The organism is Pseudomonas extremorientalis (genome assembly GCF_001870465.1).
Taxonomy (GTDB): domain Bacteria; phylum Pseudomonadota; class Gammaproteobacteria; order Pseudomonadales; family Pseudomonadaceae; genus Aquipseudomonas; species Aquipseudomonas extremorientalis.
In genome coordinates this window covers 434,416-450,824 of record NZ_MDGK01000015.1, presented here as the reverse complement: position 1 = coordinate 450,824, position 16,409 = coordinate 434,416, and the positions used below count along the sequence as shown (strand labels likewise).

General features: G+C 59.5%; 15 protein-coding genes. 12 read left to right on the top strand and 3 right to left on the bottom strand.

Annotated features, from left to right (window positions below; genetic code table 11):
• Window positions 1–143: 143 nt before the first annotated feature.
• Window positions 144–1,490 carry a spinster family MFS transporter gene (locus BFN10_RS05820; protein WP_071488857.1) on the bottom strand — a complete coding sequence of 449 codons (1,347 nt, stop codon included), beginning with the start codon at window positions 1,488–1,490 and terminating at the stop codon, window positions 144–146.
• A gap of 251 nt (window positions 1,491–1,741) precedes the next feature.
• Here BFN10_RS05820 and BFN10_RS05810 point away from each other — a divergent pair, with 251 nt between their 5' ends.
• From BFN10_RS05810 to BFN10_RS05800, 3 genes are all read left to right on the top strand, one after another.
• Window positions 1,742–2,107 (top strand): YkgJ family cysteine cluster protein, encoded by a 366-nt coding sequence (locus BFN10_RS05810; RefSeq protein WP_071488855.1) that lies wholly within the window; start codon window positions 1,742–1,744, stop codon window positions 2,105–2,107.
• 139 nt (window positions 2,108–2,246) lie between these two features.
• Complete coding sequence (locus tag BFN10_RS05805; RefSeq protein ID WP_071488854.1) at window positions 2,247–4,511, top strand: putative bifunctional diguanylate cyclase/phosphodiesterase; 2,265 nt, start codon at window positions 2,247–2,249, stop codon at window positions 4,509–4,511.
• Between the two features lie 204 nt (window positions 4,512–4,715).
• On the top strand, window positions 4,716–6,893 hold the full coding sequence (locus BFN10_RS05800) for a hypothetical protein (RefSeq protein ID WP_071488853.1): 2,178 nt from the start codon (window positions 4,716–4,718) through the stop codon (window positions 6,891–6,893).
• Between the two features lie 288 nt (window positions 6,894–7,181).
• Here BFN10_RS05800 and BFN10_RS05795 read toward each other — a convergent pair whose 3' ends face one another.
• Window positions 7,182–7,487 carry a DUF2288 domain-containing protein gene (locus tag BFN10_RS05795; protein WP_016970387.1) on the bottom strand — a complete coding sequence of 102 codons (306 nt, stop codon included), beginning with the start codon at window positions 7,485–7,487 and terminating at the stop codon, window positions 7,182–7,184.
• Between the two features lie 341 nt (window positions 7,488–7,828).
• On the opposite strand from BFN10_RS05795, the gene BFN10_RS05790 reads away from it, so the two are divergent.
• The 9 genes from BFN10_RS05790 to BFN10_RS05750 all read left to right on the top strand — a co-directional run bounded on the left by BFN10_RS05790 (window position 7,829) and on the right by BFN10_RS05750 (window position 15,442).
• Window positions 7,829–8,956, top strand: a complete 1,128-nt coding sequence (locus tag BFN10_RS05790; RefSeq protein ID WP_058425228.1) for a branched-chain amino acid ABC transporter substrate-binding protein — start codon at window positions 7,829–7,831, stop codon at window positions 8,954–8,956.
• A 229-nt stretch (window positions 8,957–9,185) separates the two neighbouring features.
• A complete protein-coding gene (gene livH, locus BFN10_RS05785; RefSeq protein WP_071488852.1) occupies window positions 9,186–10,109 on the top strand; it encodes a high-affinity branched-chain amino acid ABC transporter permease LivH in 924 nt (307 codons plus the stop codon).
• The gene (locus BFN10_RS05780; protein WP_058425230.1) at window positions 10,106–11,359 is read left to right on the top strand and encodes a high-affinity branched-chain amino acid ABC transporter permease LivM; all 1,254 of its coding nucleotides are present in this window, start codon (window positions 10,106–10,108) and stop codon (window positions 11,357–11,359) included. Before livH ends, BFN10_RS05780 begins: the two co-directional genes overlap by 4 nt.
• Window positions 11,356–12,123 (top strand): high-affinity branched-chain amino acid ABC transporter ATP-binding protein LivG, encoded by a 768-nt coding sequence (livG, locus tag BFN10_RS05775; RefSeq protein WP_016975067.1) that lies wholly within the window; start codon window positions 11,356–11,358, stop codon window positions 12,121–12,123. The genes BFN10_RS05780 and livG overlap by 4 nt, the downstream gene beginning before the upstream one ends.
• 1 nt (window position 12,124) lies before the next feature.
• Entirely contained in the window at window positions 12,125–12,826 is a 702-nt protein-coding gene (locus BFN10_RS05770) for an ABC transporter ATP-binding protein (protein WP_017844798.1), read from the top strand.
• A 162-nt stretch (window positions 12,827–12,988) separates the two neighbouring features.
• Window positions 12,989–13,285 carry a BufA1 family periplasmic bufferin-type metallophore gene (locus tag BFN10_RS05765; protein ID WP_071488851.1) on the top strand — a complete coding sequence of 99 codons (297 nt, stop codon included), beginning with the start codon at window positions 12,989–12,991 and terminating at the stop codon, window positions 13,283–13,285.
• Window positions 13,286–13,308: 23 nt separating this feature from the next.
• On the top strand, window positions 13,309–14,187 hold the full coding sequence (gene bufB, locus BFN10_RS05760; protein WP_071488850.1) for an MNIO family bufferin maturase: 879 nt from the start codon (window positions 13,309–13,311) through the stop codon (window positions 14,185–14,187).
• Window positions 14,184–14,960 (top strand): HvfC/BufC N-terminal domain-containing protein, encoded by a 777-nt coding sequence (locus BFN10_RS05755; RefSeq protein ID WP_071488849.1) that lies wholly within the window; start codon window positions 14,184–14,186, stop codon window positions 14,958–14,960. Before bufB ends, BFN10_RS05755 begins: the two co-directional genes overlap by 4 nt.
• Window positions 14,957–15,442 carry a DoxX family protein gene (locus tag BFN10_RS05750; RefSeq protein ID WP_071488848.1) on the top strand — a complete coding sequence of 162 codons (486 nt, stop codon included), beginning with the start codon at window positions 14,957–14,959 and terminating at the stop codon, window positions 15,440–15,442. Before BFN10_RS05755 ends, BFN10_RS05750 begins: the two co-directional genes overlap by 4 nt.
• On the opposite strand, the gene BFN10_RS05745 is transcribed toward BFN10_RS05750, so the two are convergent.
• Window positions 15,439–16,347: a LysR family transcriptional regulator gene (locus tag BFN10_RS05745; RefSeq protein WP_071488847.1), complete on the bottom strand. Its 909-nt coding sequence runs from the start codon at window positions 16,345–16,347 to the stop codon at window positions 15,439–15,441. The genes BFN10_RS05750 and BFN10_RS05745 overlap by 4 nt on opposite strands.
• Window positions 16,348–16,409: the final 62 nt, after the last annotated feature.

The window sequence follows — 16,409 nt, the reverse complement described above, 5'->3', positions numbered from 1 at the left end:
AAAGACCCGCGCAATGCGGGTCTTTTTCATTGGCCTTGGAGGCCCCATCGGGGGCAAGCCCCCTCCCACAACTGATCGGTGATCGACATGACAGCACCGTCAAATGTGGGAGGGGGCTTGCCCCCGATGGCGTCACCTCACTATCAGGCCGTTGCAGCAGCAGCCGGCACCTCAACCGTCCCCAACCCATCCTTCATCCGCTTGGAATCGCGCACAAAACTGCGCGACGCCTGGAACAGGAACAGCATGGTCAGGAACAACGCCACCGGAATCAGGTACATGGCATCGTGCAATCCCACCGCCTTGTAAGCCTCGGTCATCTGCTGCGCCCCCGCTGCATACATCGCCGAATGGGCAAAGTAGTCAGATAAGCCACCCACCACGATCGGCCCCATCCCGCCGCCCAGCAAATACAAGCCTGCGAAGAACAGCGCCATCGCCGTGGCCCGCAGGCGCGGCTCGACCACGTCCTGGATCGCTGTGTACACGCAGGTGTAGAAGTTGTAGGCAAACAACCAGCCCACGCTGAACAGCGCCACGAACACACCAATCTCGATGCGCCCGGCGTGCAAAGCCCACGCGGTGGTCACGGTAGAGATGATCAGACTGAACGCCGCAAACAAGAGACGGCCATTGGCGACCCGCTGATGGATCTTGTCGGCAACCCAGCCGCCCAGGGTCAGGCCCACCAGGCCGGTCAGGCCGACGATCACGCCGGTGGCGACCGCGGCGTCCTGCAAGGGCATCAGGAAGTAACGCTGCAACATCGGCACCAGGAACGAATTGCAGGCGTAGGTGGCGAAGTTGAAGCACAACCCCGCCAACACCAGCCACAGGAAGGTCGGCACCGCCAGCACGCGACGGATCGGGCGGTCGACACGCTCCTGGGAAACCTGCACGATTTCTGCCGCGCCGCGCTTGGGCTCCTTGATATAGAACATGAACACCGCCAGGATCAGCCCCGGCACAGCGGCGATAAAGAACGGAGCGCGCCAGCTGTCGAACGCCTTGACCATCCAGCCGATGGTGAAGAATGCCAGCAGCAACCCCAACGGCAGGCCCAGCATGAAGATCCCCATGGCCCGCGCACGGCGGTGTGCCGGGAACAGATCGCCAATCAGCGAGTTGGCGGCCGGCGCATAGCTGGCTTCACCAATACCAATGCCCATGCGCACCAGCAGAAACGTCCAGAAACTGCCGACCAGGCCATTGACCGCCGTCAGCCCGCTCCAGGCGAACAGGCCCCAGCCCATCAGTTTGCTGCGTGAGCCGGTGTCGGCCAGCCGCCCGAGCGGTAGCCCGGCAATCGCGTAGACGATGGTGAAGGCGGTGCCGATAATCCCGAGCTGAAAGTCGCTCAGGTGCCATTCCATGCGGATTGGCTCGATGATGATCGCCGGGATGGTGCGGTCGAAGAAGTTGAACAGGTTGGCGAGGAACAGCAGGAACAGAATGCGCCAGGCATTCGCCGCTTGGGTCGAGTTCTGCATGGGTCCGTCTCTTTTATTGTTATGAGAGCTGCGATGCCCGATGCATCCTGCCCGGTACCTGCAACATAGTCAGGCAGGGCCCGGTTGTCTGTAATGATTCGTAAAGCTGATAGGGCATGATTTCGCCCGGCAACACGGGACTTTCCCCACAAAAATATAAGTGCGCGCCCCCCTTCCCAACGGCCATGGCACGGATAGAATGGCGAGCCTTCCGTAGCATCCCCAACCTACTTTTCTTATTGATGACGCCCATGTCCGAAGCCAGTCCGTGTCTGAATTGCGGTGCCTGCTGTTCACACTTTCGTGTGTCTTTCTTCTGGGGTGAGTGCGCCTCGTCGGGGGGCACGGTGCCCGATGACCTGGTGGTGCAGATCAACCCGACCCGCGTTGCAATGATCGGCACCGACCAGAAACCCGCGCGCTGCTGCAGCCTTGAGGGCGAAGTGGGCCAAGGCACCCGTTGCACGATCTACGAACAACGCTCAAGCGTGTGCCGTGAGTTCGAGTCCTCGTGGTACGAGGGCGTGCACAACGCCGATTGTGATGCAGCCCGTGCCGCCTTTGGCCTGGCACCGCTGGAACAGCCTTTGGAACTGGCGTTGCCGATCAGCGCTTAGCATCAAACGCTATGGACGGCATGCCAAAATCGTAGAAAAGCAAAATGCCATTACGCCTTGCGAATTCTCCTATGCTTCTATACTCGACCTCATAGGTCATCGCCTCAGGCAGTGACGTGACTCTATGACGGGACATGCTATGGAATGGCTAGGTCTGCATTTTTTTACCGAGCTTCCAAAGAGCGGGCACTTATTACTCAATTGCAGTCATAACCCCTTTCTGGTGCTGCTCGCCTATCTGGTCGCTTGCGCGGCCGGCTTCGGTACGCTGGACATGGCCGAACGTGTCGGCCATGTCGAGGACGCTACCGCCAGACGTCATTGGCGCTGGCTCGGCGCCGGTTGCCTGGCAGGCGGGATCTGGTCCACCCATTTCATCAGCATGCTGGCCTTCCAGGCCCCCATCGCAATCCACTACGAATTATTGATAACGTTTGCTTCGCTGTTGATTGCGTTGGTCGCCTCGTTGTTCGCCATGCAAACCCTCAGTCATTCCAACCTGCGTTTCCACCAGTACCTGCTGGCGTCGGTGTGGATGGGCATCGGCATCGCATTGATGCACTACGTCGGCATGTCTGCCATGCGCTCACAGGCCCAGGTCTATTTCGAGTCCGGACTGTTCATGGCCTCGGTGGGCATCGCCATCGGTGCCAGCCTGGCTGCGCTGCTGCTGTCGAGCTACCTGCGTACCGGCGCCGGCGTGTTCCATCAACTGCTCAAGTACGCTGCCAGCCTGGTACTCGGCGCCGGGATCCTGAGCATGCACTTTACCGGCATGGCGGCCATGCAACTCATCGTTCCCACCGGGGCCGACCTTTCGTTACCCCTGGATAACAACCCCATTCAACTGGGCCTGTCGGTGGCCGTCATCACCCTGCTGGTGATCGGCAGCAGCATCAGCGCCGCCCTGGCGGACAAGAAACTGCAGCACAAGGAACGCGACCTGCGGCGGGTCAACGCCCTGCTCAGCGAACTGGACCAGGCCCGAGCATCGCTGCAACAGGTGGCGCATTACGACGCCCTCACCAGCCTGCTCAATCGCCGCGGCTTCAACCAGATCTTTGCGGAGAAGCTCGCCGAAAAAACCGCGTCCAACGGCATGATGGCGGTGATCTTCCTCGATATCGACCACTTCAAGCGCATCAATGACAGCCTCGGGCATGACGCCGGCGACCAGTTGCTCACCGTGCTGGCCGGGCATATCAAGGGTTCGGTACGCAGCCACGCGGATGTGGTGGCGCGCTTTGGCGGCGATGAATTCTGCATCCTGATCAGCATCCACCACCGCGACGAAGCGCGGCACCTGGCCCAACGCATCATGCAGCAGATGAAAGAACCCATCGAACTGGCCGGCCGGCGCATGGTGATGACCACCAGTATTGGCATCAGCCTGTTCCCCGACGATGGCCTGACCTGCGAAGAGCTGCTGAAAACCGCCGACCTGGCGCTGTACCAGTCCAAGGACGCCGGGCGTAACAACCTGAATTTCTTCAGTTCCAACCTGAAGACCCGCGCGTTCCTCGAACTGCAACTGGAGGAAGAACTGCGCAGCGCCCTGCGCACCCGCAACCAACTGGTGTTGTTCTATCAACCGATCTTTGACATGAAACTCGGCAAGGTCACACGCCTGGAAGCCTTGGTGCGCTGGCAGCATCCCCAGCATGGGTTGCTGGCGCCGGACCGGTTTATCGGTATCGCAGAAAGCAACGGGCTGATTGCCGAACTGGACCACTGGGTATTGCGCCAGGCCTGTCATGACCTGAGCCTGCTGTCTGACCGGGGCTACACCGATCTGACCATGGCGGTGAACTGCTCGGCCCTGAACCTGGCCCGTGACGAGCTGGCGGACGAAATCGAAGACGCCTTGCGCTTCAGTGGCATCGGCGCGAACCGCCTGGAACTGGAAGTCACCGAAAATGCACTGATGGGCAACATCAGCAGTACCCTGGCGTTACTGCGGCAAATCCGCGCGCTGGGCGTATCGCTGGCCATCGACGATTTTGGTACCGGCTACTCTTCCCTTGCCTACCTCAAGCGCCTGCCACTCAACACGTTGAAGATCGACCGCTCGTTTATCCAGGATATTCCCAGGTCCACCGCCGATATCGAGATTGTCCAGGCGGTTATCGGCATGGCCCATACCCTGCACCTGGAGGTCGTGACCGAAGGCGTGGAAACCCAGGCCCAGTTCGAGGTGCTGCTCAAGCATGGCTGCGATTTCGTCCAGGGTTACCTGCTGAGCCCGGCGGTGCCGGCCAGTGACATCGTTGGTGTGATGCAAGGCATCAACATGCGTAACCCGCTACACACAACCGGTACGCTGGCCGCCAAAGACATCAGTGCACCGAAAGAACCTGCCCCGGGTCGCGGTGGGTCCACGTCCATCGTCAGGCCAATTCGCTGACGCCGAATTTTTGGCATTTCGCCATCATTTGCCTAAAGAACCCCGACGAACGGCCGATTCATCAGAGTCCGGCCGTGTTCCCCCTGAAATCACAGGGGTAAAATCCAATCGTCCAGGACAAGGACGCACTGTAAAGTCGCGAACACCCATTCCGTGATGGCCCCTTGATCTGTTTCAGCCATCCGCCCAGGCACATGGCGCACAATGACTTCTAAAAATAACTCTGCCACCGTGGTATCCGACGTATTGCTCCCAGCTCCTGCGGACACACCCCCAGGTTCAAAGTCATTGAGCACCGCCCGCCCGCTGGCCACCCAGCAATACCTGTACTTCACCGAAACCAATACCGACCGCATCCTCGACAACCTCGACGGCCTGCGCGACATGGTGTTCCCGCGCCCGCCCCACCTGGAAGGCGACAGCGACCCGCGCAACGAACAGGAATTCCCCTCGGTGTGCCTGATCGGCCTGGGCCGCTGCGGTTCGAACATCGCGCTGGACGTCGCGGAACTGGTGTACAACGCGCGCAAGTTCTACCTGAACGAATTCAGCAACGAAGATAAGTCACAGGACAAGGGTTACAGCCCGGCCCAGTGGATCCGCAACAACCTGCGCCTGGGCAGCGGCAAGGCCAGCAAACCGGTATTCCTCGTCGAGCCGCTGGTGATGCTGGGCGACCTGGACAAGGACATCGCCGGACGTATCCGCTTCTCGCGCAAGGGCGAGAAAAGCGGTTTCCTGCGCGACTACAGCAAGATGAAAATCATGGACCTGTCGGAAGTCCATGCTGGTGGCGCCGGTAACGCGCCAATCCTCGGCCAGTACCTGGCCAAGATCATCCTGAACAAAGACACCCAGCGTTTTTCCAGCCCCGACTGGAAGATGATCCACTCGTACCTGATCGACTCCTGCGGTATCAAGGCCAACCAGTCGCGCCTGTACTTCTCGATCTTCAGCGCCGGCGGCGGCACGGGTTCAGGCATGGCCTCGGAATTCGGCCTGGCCCAGCAACACTCGTACATGAACAAGACCTTCGACACCAAGCCCGCCGATGAGCACGACAGCAAGAGCGGTCACGCCTTTGTGTTCGAGCCGATCTTCACCAGCGGCATCTGCGTGCTGCCGAACATTTCCGACCACCGCAGCGAAATGTCCGAGGCGCTGCACATCAACGCCGGGCGACTGCTGTGCAAATACCTGTCGGAAGAATGGGATTTCTCGTACAACTTCGCCAATGAAGACAGCAGCGAAGCCAGCGTGAAGGGACGGATCCGGCCGTGGAACGCGATGATGCTGATCTCCAATGACATCATGCGTTATGCCGAAGAAAGCGATGACGGCAATATCCAGAACATTGACGTCAATGCCATGGAAAAACACGCCAACCAGTATATTTCCCAGCAGATCTTCAACATCCTCACTGCCCAGGCCGTGACCACCGACTACGACCAGAACTACTTCCGGCGCGCCGGCATCGACATCGGCGAAACCATTCGCCTGGATGCCAACGACCTGTTCATGAGCCTGGCCGGCCCGGTGGCGATTGCCTACGCCGAGTCCGTGGTCCCGGAAACCCCGGCGCCGTCGAACGACAAGTTCAAGGTGTTCGAGAAAGAGCCGCAGCGCCTGAACATCGACGATCTGTTCTTCCGTTCCATCGACCTGCCGCATTTCAACAAGGTCACCCAGGCCATCGAAGGCATCAGCCTGTTGCCGATCGAATCCAAGCGCTACAAGGCGTCCCTGGAACAGTACAAGAACTCTGGCTACGACGCCGCCGCGCTGCATGACCTGCACTTCTTCAAGAACTGCTCGTCGGTGGTCTCGATTGTGTCGCTGCCCAAGGACTACAAGCTGTCCTACATGGACCTGAATCGGCTCAAGACCCACCTCAACAGCCTGTTCCCCAACACCACGCTCAAGCGCTACGCCCTGGTGATCGGCGCCTCGGCCAACCTGTCGTTGACCACCCTGATCGCCAAGAGCCCGTGCCTGTCGGATGATTTCCTCACGTTGATCGTGGCCTTTATCAAACGCTGTTTTGCGCGCAACCCTTATCGCTTCGATGACACGCTGGATAACTCGATCCTGGACTTCATCATCCACGAGGACTTCGACGAAGATCGTATCGACGAGTTGCTCAACGAGTTCGAGAACCCGGCGAAGATCCTCGATACCAACTGGTACGCGATCAAGCCGATGTATGAGAAGAAGTACCGCGAGCTGATCAACGACAAAGAGAAGTTCGTGTCGATCAATGACATTCGCCTGTCACGGGATTGCGTGAAGAAGGCGATCAAGTACCTGCGCGAGATCTACCGCCACCGGATTGGCAAGACCAAAGTTATCTCCTTGAACAACCATACCGGCAAGACGGCTTAGACCGAGGCGCGCCCATCGCAGGCAAGCCAGCTCCCACACTTGGAATGCATTTCAAATGTGGGAGCTGGCTTGCCTGCGATGACGGCCTGTATTGCAAAAAAATGTATAGCCTTGCCACACCACGAAACAATTCTGCAGCCGTTTAGCCACCCGCCCAACTGTTCCCGTGACGCGCACGTCACCCTCGGCTGTGACCTTTCTCTACGGCAAGATGCCATCACCGCCTCAGCGGTTACTCCGCTACACACTTACCGCGGCAAAAAAGACGCACCTTTTTCGTGCGGGCTTTTATTGGGCCGCCCTTTCCTGGATCAGAATCCACGGCGAAACCACCACCGCCCACAGGCTCGGATCGCGCTCCACCAGGTCCAGCGCCCGCGTCGCAGACACTTCGCCAAGGCTACCTGCGGCCAGCCAGGCAGCGACTTTGTCGCGGTTATCCTCGGCCATGCCTTCGGCCGCTTCGATCAAATCCAGGCCAGCGTCGACCCACAATAGGGCACCCTTGGCAAAGAACGGCTCAAGCTCCTTCCAGGAAATTTCGGCAGTTTCACCGAGCAGCTTGGCATAGAGGGTGCTAGGTTCTTGCGTCATGGGAGTTCACCTGAATAAAAAATCGGCGCAATCATAACGTCGAGCGTCAGGCAGAAAAACCCAGTTGCAAATGCGTCATCGATTGAAAGGGTCAGGAAAGCCAAGGATTGCCCGAAACTCTGGCATCACCCCGCCGCAATTCTGTCTTTTTCTTTCATTTAAGCGACATACCCGGGTTTTGCCCCCAGCAGCCAGCTTTTCAAGCGATCAACCGGCGCTCTACACTGTACCGGTACAGTTGCCAGGGCACTGCCGGGGGGATATCCGAGATATCTGATCCGGTTCTGCAGCTCACAAGGCCGCTAGAACTATAAAAAATACAACAGTAAGAGTGGAGCACTATGAATAAGGCTACTAAGCAGATTTCCAAACTGTTTGCCGCTATGGTCCTGGCTGGGGTTGCCGGCCATTCGTTCGCAGCCGACACCATCAAGATCGGTATCGCAGGTCCGAAAACCGGTCCTGTGACGCAATACGGCGACATGCAATTCATGGGTGCCAAGCAAGCCATCGCCGACATCAACGCCAAGGGCGGCGTCGACGGCAAAATGCTTGAAGCCAAGGAATACGACGACGCTTGCGATCCTAAACAAGCCGTTGCCGTGGCCAACAAAGTGGTCAACGACGGCGTCAAGTTCGTGGTCGGCCACCTCTGCTCCAGCTCCACTCAGCCAGCCTCCGACATCTATGAAGACGAAGGCGTGATCATGATCACCCCGGCTGCCACCAGCCCGGAAATCACTTCCCGTGGTTACAAACTGGTCTTCCGCACCATCGGCCTGGACAGCGCCCAAGGCCCTGCGGCCGGTAACTACATCGCCGACCACGTGAAGCCAAAAGTCGTTGCGGTCATTCACGACAAACAGCAGTACGGTGAAGGCATCGCCACCGCCGTTAAACAGACCCTCGAGAAGAAAGGCGTGAAAGTTGCCCTCTTCGAAGGCATCAACGCCGGCGACAAAGACTTCGGTTCGCTCATTCAGAAGCTCAAGCAAGCCAACGTCGACTTCGTCTACTACGGCGGCTACCACCCTGAGCTGGGCCTGATCCTGCGCCAAGCCAAGGAAAAAGGCGTGAACGCCAAGTTCATGGGCCCGGAAGGTGTCGGCAACGACTCCATCTCGCAAATCGCCCAGAACGCTTCCGAAGGCCTGCTGGTTACCTTGCCAAAGTCGTTCGACACCGATCCGGCCAACAAGGCCATCGTTGAAGAGTTCACCAAGAACAAGCAGGACCCAACCGGTCCGTTCGTGTTCCCGGCCTACTCGGCTGTTGAAGTCATCGCCGGCGGTATCGCTGCCGCGAAGTCCGAAGACACCGCCAAAGTGGCTGCGGCCATCCACGCAGGCACCTTCAAGACCCCAACCGGCGACCTGAGCTTCGACGCCAAGGGCGACCTGAAGGACTTCAAGTTCGTGGTCTACGAATGGCACTTCGGTAAACCAAAAACCGAAGTTTCCCCTCAGTAAGCCAGGCGTTACTGGTCCAACAAGCCCACTGTGAGAGCAGTGGGCTTTGTTTTACGAGGTTTATGGGCCTGACACCCGCGATCCGGGCGCTGGCTCACCTGAAAATCTTAAAACCGTCACCAGCGGTTCGCTGGCAAACGCTTTGTGCAAATGTGCTCACAGAACACAGCACGGGGCCGGAACATGACTCCACCAGTGAAATGCGTATCGGGTTTTTAGGAGCGCTGTAATGCCTGAGATCTATCATTTTTTCCAAACGCTGGTTAACGGCATGACCGTTGGCAGCACCTATGCCTTGATAGCCATTGGCTACACAATGGTTTACGGCATCATTGGAATGATTAACTTCGCCCATGGCGAGGTGTACATGATTGGCTCCTACGTGGCCTTCATCGCCCTTGCCGGGCTGGCCATGCTGGGTATCCACTCCCTGCCGCTGTTGATGACCGCTGCGTTCCTTGCATCGATCGTCGTGACCAGTGCCTATGGCTACAGTATCGAGCGCGTTGCCTACCGTCCCTTGCGTGGCAGCAACCGTTTGATCCCGCTGATTTCCGCCATCGGCATGTCGATTTTCCTGCAGAACACTGTACTGCTGTCCCAGGACTCCAAGGACAAGTCCATTCCCAACCTGATTCCGGGGAGCTTCTCCTTCGGCCCGGGTGGCGCACAAGAAGTGCTGGTTTCGTACATGCAGGTCCTGGTCTTCGTCGTCACCCTGGTGGCGATGCTGGGCCTGACCCTGTTCATCTCCCGCTCCCGTCTGGGGCGTGCCTGCCGGGCCTGCGCCGAAGACATCAAGATGGCCAACCTGTTGGGCATCAACACCAACAACATCATTGCCCTGACCTTCGTGATCGGTGCTGCCCTCGCCGCCGTCGCGGCGGTGCTGCTGAGCATGCAGTACGGCGTGATCAACCCCAACGCCGGTTTCCTGGTAGGCCTCAAGGCTTTCACCGCGGCGGTATTGGGCGGCATCGGCAGTATCCCGGGCGCGATGCTCGGTGGCCTGGTGCTGGGTGTGGCTGAAGCCTTTGGTGCCGATATCTTCGGTGACCAATACAAGGACGTCGTGGCGTTCGGCCTGTTGGTTCTGGTGCTGTTGTTCCGTCCGACCGGCATCCTGGGCCGTCCGGAGGTTGAGAAAGTATGAGCAGATATCTTAAATCGGCGTTTTTCAGCGCCTTGCTGGTATGGGCCGTGGCCTTCCCGGTACTCGGCCTCAAGCTGAGCATTGTCGGCATCAACCTTGAAGTGCATGGCACAGGGCCCGTCACCCTGACCGTCATCGCCCTGTGTTCGGTGCTGATGTTCCTGCGCGTGTTGTTCAGCGATCAGTTCAATGCCTTGCTCAAGAGCAACCGTGGTCCGTTGGTATCGCCCAAGGTCAGCCAATTCCTGACCCTGCCGCGCACCCAACGCTACATCATCATTGCCCTGATCATCGCCGCGTTGATCTGGCCGTTCTTCGGCTCGCGCGGTGCGGTCGATATCGCCACCCTGATCCTTATCTACGTGTTGCTGGGCCTGGGCCTGAACATCGTGGTGGGCCTGGCCGGCCTGCTCGACCTGGGTTACGTGGGCTTCTATGCCGTGGGTGCCTACACCTATGCGCTGCTCTCGCATTACCTGGGCTGGAGCTTCTGGATCTGCCTGCCACTGGCTGGCATGGCGGCGGCGACGTTCGGCTTCCTGCTGGGCTTTCCGGTGCTGCGCCTGCGCGGTGACTACCTGGCGATCGTGACCCTGGGCTTCGGTGAAATCATCCGCCTGTTCCTGCGTAACCTCACCGATATCACCGGTGGCCCCAACGGCATCAGCAGCATCCCCAAGCCAACGTTCTTCGGGCTGTCGTTCGACCGTTCCGCCGCTGAAGGGATGCAGACGTTCCACGAGTACTTCGGGATCGACTACAACCCGGTGAGCAAAGTGGTGTTCCTGTACCTGGTGGCGCTGCTGCTGGCACTGGCCGCCCTGTTCGTGATCAACCGCCTGCTACGCATGCCCATCGGCCGTGCATGGGAAGCGCTGCGCGAAGATGAGATCGCCTGCCGCGCCTTGGGCCTGAACCCGACCATCATCAAGCTCTCCGCCTTTACCCTGGGCGCTGCGTTCGCCGGTTTCGCTGGCAGCTTCTTCGCCGCGCGCCAAGGCCTGGTGACCCCGGAGTCGTTCACCTTTATCGAGTCGGCGATCATCCTCGCCATCGTGGTACTGGGGGGCATGGGCTCGCAACTGGGCGTGATCCTCGCGGCGATCGTGATGATCCTGCTACCGGAAATGATGCGTGAGTTCAGCGAATACCGCATGTTGATGTTCGGTGCCATGATGGTGCTGATGATGATCTGGCGTCCTCAAGGTTTGCTCCCGATGCAACGCCCACACATGGAGCTGCGCAAATGAGCCGCGAGATCCTGAAAGTTGAAAACTTGAGCATGCGCTTCGGCGGCTTGCTGGCGGTCAACGGCGTGGCCCTGACCGTGAAAGAGAAACAAGTAGTCGCGCTCATCGGCCCCAACGGGGCCGGCAAGACCACGGTGTTCAACTGCCTCACCGGCTTCTACAAGCCGAGCGGTGGCAGCATCCTGCTGGACGGTCAGCCGATCCAGGGCCTGGCCGGTCACGAGATCGCCCGCAAGGGCGTGGTGCGGACCTTCCAGAACGTGCGTTTGTTCAAGGACATGACAGCGGTCGAGAACCTGTTGATCGCCCAGCACCGTCACCTGAACACCAACTTCTTTGCGGGACTGTTCAAGACCCCGGCGTTCCGCAAGAGCGAGCGCGAGGCCATGGAATACGCCGAGTACTGGCTGGACAAGGTCAACCTCACCGAGTTTGCCAACCGCCCTGCTGGCACCCTGGCCTACGGTCAGCAACGTCGCCTGGAAATCGCCCGCTGCATGATGACCCGTCCGCGGATCCTGATGCTCGACGAACCGGCCGCCGGCCTGAACCCCAAGGAAACCGAAGACCTCAAGGCGCTGATCAGCGTGTTGCGTGAAGAGAACAACGCCACGGTATTGTTGATCGAACACGACATGAAGCTGGTCATGAGCATTTCCGACCACATCGTGGTGATCAACCAGGGCACGCCTTTGGCCGACGGGACACCGGAGCAGATCCGCGACAATCCTGAAGTGATCAAAGCCTATTTGGGGGAAGCGTAAAATGCTGCAATTCGAAAACGTTTCCACTTTCTACGGCAAGATCCAGGCCCTGCACAGCGTCAACGTGGAAGTACGCCAAGGTGAGATCGTCACGCTGATCGGTGCCAACGGCGCCGGCAAGTCGACCTTGCTGATGACCTTGTGCGGATCGCCCCAGGCCCATAGCGGCAGCATCCGCTACATGGGTGAAGAGCTGGTGGGGCAGCAGTCGTCCCACATCATGCGCAAAAGCATTGCGGTAGTGCCGGAAGGCCGCCGCGTGTTCTCGCGCCTGACGGTCGAAGAAAACCTCGCCATGGGCGGCTTCTTCACCGACAAGGGCGACTACCAGGAGCAGATGGACAAGGTGCTGCACCTGTTCCCTCGGCTCAAGGAACGCTTCAGCCAGCGCGGCGGCACCATGTCCGGCGGCGAGCAGCAAATGCTCGCCATCGGCCGGGCGCTGATGAGCAAGCCCAAGCTGTTGCTGCTGGACGAACCTTCCCTGGGCCTGGCGCCGATCATCATCCAGCAGATCTTCGACATCATCGAACAACTGCGCAAGGACGGTGTGACGGTGTTCCTGGTGGAGCAGAACGCCAACCAGGCCTTGAAGATTGCTGACCGCGCCTATGTGCTGGAAAACGGCCGGGTGGTGATGCAGGGGACGGGCGAGCAGTTGCTGACGGATCCTAAAGTACGTGAGGCGTACCTCGGCGGCTAAGCGAACCGACGCTGAAATGTGGGAGGGGCTTGTTCCCTCCTACTTTTTTTGCGTCGCCTGAAATTATTTTTGGTCGACTTGTAACGGATTCCACCCTGCCGTCTCTAGTGGTACAAGCAGGCACTCTAGCCCGCCAACTCAACCCACTGCTGGAGATACATCATGACGACCAAACTGTCCGCCGCTACCCTTGTCCTGGCCCTCGGTTCCACCCTGAGCCTGTCCGCCCTGACCACCACCGCCCACGCTGCCGACGACATGCAGAAATGCTACGGCGTCGCTGAAGCAGGCAAGAACGATTGCGCCGCGGGCGCCGGCACTTCCTGCGCCGGTACCTCGAAAGTCAAAGACCAGGCCAACGCCTGGAAACTGGTTCCTGCCGGCACCTGCCTCAAAACCCCAAGCTCCACCTCGCCGACCGGTTTCGGCCAGGAAGCTGCCTTCACCGCTAAATCCTGATCCCTCGCGAAACCTGAGTACTGATGATGACTCTTTCATCCCTGCCAGCCGTCTCCCAGGCTCAGGCGCCCGGCCTTCCCGGCCGGGCAGGACTGGGGCTCAAGCATGAGCACTTCATTGAAGTGCTCGAGACCTCACCCGATATCGGTTTTTTTGAAGTGCACGCCGAAAACTACATGGTGGCCGGCGGCCCGTTTCATCATTACCTGGGGTTGATCCGCGAACAGTACCCGCTGTCATTGCACGGCGTGGGCCTGTCCATCGGCGGCGAAGGCCGGCTGGATCGGGCGCACCTGGCGCGATTGAGCACGCTGATCGAACGCTATCAACCCCACTCTTTTTCCGAACACCTGGCCTGGTCGAGCCACGGCCCGGTGTTCCTCAATGACCTGCTGCCCCTGGCCTACGACAGCGCTACCCTGCAACGGGTGTGCGAACACATCGACCAGGTACAGAGCACCCTCAAGCGGCCGATGCTGCTGGAGAACCCATCGACCTACCTGCAATTCCAACGCTCCACCCTCGACGAGACGGACTTCATCAGCGAAATCATCCGTCGTACCGGCTGTGGCTTGTTATTGGACGTGAACAACGTCTACGTGTCCTGCATCAACCATCAACGCGACCCCCAGTCCTACCTCGACGCCCTGCCGTTGCACGCTGTCAGTGAGATTCACCTGGCTGGATTTGCTGAAGACACTGACAGCCTTGGTGATCGCTTGCTGATCGACGACCACGGGGCGCCGATCGATAACGCCGTGTGGCAGCTGTACGAAAAAGTACTGGCTCAAGTCGGCCCGGTGCCAACCCTGATCGAACGTGACAACCAACTGCCGGCATTCAGCGTACTGCTGGCCGAGGCTCAACAGGCCGAAAGGTATCTGGCGCAGGTGAGCCCATGAGCCTTCAGGACGACTTCGCTGCAGCCTTGCTGGCACCGGAACAAGCCTGCCCCGATGGCCTGTTCAGCATCAATGGTGCCGACCCGGCCAGCCGTTTCGCGGTGTATCGCAACAATGTGCACAGCTCGTTGATCAACGCATTGGCGGCAGCTTACCCGGTCACACTGCAATTGGTGGGCGAGGCGTTTTTCCGTGCCATGGCCAGCCTGTATGTGCAGGCGCACCCGCCTACCAGCCCGGTGATGAGCGAGTACGGTGGCGCGCTCGCCGAGTTCATCCAAGGCTTTGAACCCGCGCAAAGCGTGCCCTATCTGGCGGACATCGCCCGGCTGGAGCGCTTGCGCGTCCGTGCCTATCACGCCGCCGATTGCCAGGCGCTGGATCAGCAGGCCGTGCTCCTGGCGCTGCAGGGTCAAGCAGACCTGGGCACCCTGCGCCTGCAACTGCAGCCGTCGCTGGCCACGCTCAATTCGCCCTACGCGGTGGTGGCAGTGTGGGCCGTACACCAGACCGAGGGCGGCCTGGCCACCCTGAACCCCTGGCATCCCCAGGGGGCGCTGGTGCTGCGCCAGGGGCTGGAGGTCAAGGTATTTGCCATAGACCCTGGCTCAGTGGCGTTCATCAACAGCCTGGCGCATGGCAACGCATTGGGAACAGCCGTGGAGCATGCGCTTGAAGCATCCACCGAATTCGACCTGCACCAATGCCTGACGCTGCTGATCAGCCATAACACCCTCACTCATTTGCACCTGGAACAAAAGGTATCGCCATGAACACTCGCCCCTCAGGCCTGATCAAAAGGCTCATCGCGCTTTTCGAACAAATCCCCTACAGCCTGATCGCCTTTGTCGCGCGCTTTTCCATTGCCGCCGTGTTCTGGAAATCCGGGCAAACCAAAGTTGAAGGCTTTGCCGTTGATTTGATCAGCGGCACCTTCCAATTCGGCGAACCGAAACTGGCAGCCTCGACATTGCCGCTGTTTCGCAGCGAGTACCACGTGCCGTTGTTGTCGCCGGAAATGGCGGCGCATATGGCTGCATTTGCCGAGCATTTTTTCCCGTTGCTGATCCTCGTAGGCTTCGCCACGCGCTTTTCGGCCTTGGCCCTGATCGGCATGACCCTGGTGATTCAGCTGTTCGTCTACCCGGACGCCTACCCAACCCATGGCACCTGGATCGCGCTGCTGTTGCTGCTGGTGGCCAAAGGGCCAGGACGCCTGTCCATCGATCACCTGATCGCCCGACGCTACGCCTAAAGCCGGTCCAGCGCCTCGCCGCTGCGCTTGAACCAATCCACCAGGTAGTCGGCCAATACCTGGGTACGACGCGGCAAGCCACCCTGATAGGGATGCGCCAGGTACATCGGCATGCTGCGCGTCTGATAATCGCGCAGGAGCCAACGCAATCGGCCATCCGCCAATTCCGTCGGCAACACGTAGGACGGCAGCCGTGCAATGCCCGCTCCCACCAGCGCAGCCTTTTTCAGCAGGTTGTAGTGGTTGGAGGCAAAGGTGCCGCTGACGCGTACCCGCAGTAATTCGTGCTGCTGGTGGTACAACCACTCTTCACGGCCGCTGTAGTGGCTGTTGAGCAGGCAAGCATGGTTGCCCAGGTCGGCCGGCGTCTCAGGTTCGCCGTGTTTCTCAAGATAGGCCGGGCTGGCACAGGTCATCTCACGCCAGGCCAGCAACGGCTTGACCACCAGGCGCTCGCTCTCAATGGAACCTGAGCGTACCCCCAGGTCGAACCCATCTCGCGCCAGGTCTCGATAGCTGTTATTGAGCTCCAGCTCAATTTGCACCTGCGGGTATTGCTTGGAAAACTCCAGCAGCAGCCCATCAAAAAAGGTTTCCCCCAAGGACACTGGCACCGTCATGCGCACTGGTCCGGCAAGATCGTCCTTGAGCCGGGCCAATGCCTGACGGGCACGATCCACCTGCACCACCAGGGCCTGGGCCTGGGGCAACAAGGCCGCACCGGCTGCGGTCAGGCTGAGCTTGCGCGTGGTGCGGTGCAGCAACACCACAGAGAACCGCGCTTCCAGCTGGCTGATACGCTTGGACAATTGCCCTTTGCTACAGCCCAGTTGCTCGGCGGCGACGGTAAAACTGCCGGCTTCGATCAGCACGGCAAAGGCTGCCAAGTCATCCATCTCGCTCATGGATTGTTTCCAAAAGAAAACCAAAGGTTGCCTATTAGCGCGTTTATCCAGCAAAAAAGCCA

Excerpts from the sequence above, each read along its gene's own strand:
- BFN10_RS05790 (WP_058425228.1), top strand. The coding sequence starts at position 7,829 with ATGAATAAGGCTACTAAGCAGATTTCCAAACTGTTTGCCGCTATGGTC.
- BFN10_RS05770 (WP_017844798.1), top strand. The coding sequence starts at position 12,125 with ATGCTGCAATTCGAAAACGTTTCCACTTTCTACGGCAAGATCCAGGCC.
- BFN10_RS05750 (WP_071488848.1), top strand. The coding sequence starts at position 14,957 with ATGAACACTCGCCCCTCAGGCCTGATCAAAAGGCTCATCGCGCTTTTC.
- BFN10_RS05765 (WP_071488851.1), top strand. The coding sequence starts at position 12,989 with ATGACGACCAAACTGTCCGCCGCTACCCTTGTCCTGGCCCTCGGTTCC.
- livH (WP_071488852.1), top strand. The coding sequence starts at position 9,186 with ATGCCTGAGATCTATCATTTTTTCCAAACGCTGGTTAACGGCATGACC.
- BFN10_RS05795 (WP_016970387.1), bottom strand. The coding sequence starts at position 7,487 with ATGACGCAAGAACCTAGCACCCTCTATGCCAAGCTGCTCGGTGAAACT.
- BFN10_RS05745 (WP_071488847.1), bottom strand. The coding sequence starts at position 16,347 with ATGAGCGAGATGGATGACTTGGCAGCCTTTGCCGTGCTGATCGAAGCC.
- BFN10_RS05820 (WP_071488857.1), bottom strand. The coding sequence starts at position 1,490 with ATGCAGAACTCGACCCAAGCGGCGAATGCCTGGCGCATTCTGTTCCTG.
- BFN10_RS05810 (WP_071488855.1), top strand. The coding sequence starts at position 1,742 with ATGTCCGAAGCCAGTCCGTGTCTGAATTGCGGTGCCTGCTGTTCACAC.
- BFN10_RS05780 (WP_058425230.1), top strand. The coding sequence starts at position 10,106 with ATGAGCAGATATCTTAAATCGGCGTTTTTCAGCGCCTTGCTGGTATGG.
- BFN10_RS05755 (WP_071488849.1), top strand. The coding sequence starts at position 14,184 with ATGAGCCTTCAGGACGACTTCGCTGCAGCCTTGCTGGCACCGGAACAA.
- livG (WP_016975067.1), top strand. The coding sequence starts at position 11,356 with ATGAGCCGCGAGATCCTGAAAGTTGAAAACTTGAGCATGCGCTTCGGC.
- BFN10_RS05805 (WP_071488854.1), top strand. The coding sequence starts at position 2,247 with ATGGAATGGCTAGGTCTGCATTTTTTTACCGAGCTTCCAAAGAGCGGG.
- bufB (WP_071488850.1), top strand. The coding sequence starts at position 13,309 with ATGATGACTCTTTCATCCCTGCCAGCCGTCTCCCAGGCTCAGGCGCCC.
- BFN10_RS05800 (WP_071488853.1), top strand. The coding sequence starts at position 4,716 with ATGACTTCTAAAAATAACTCTGCCACCGTGGTATCCGACGTATTGCTC.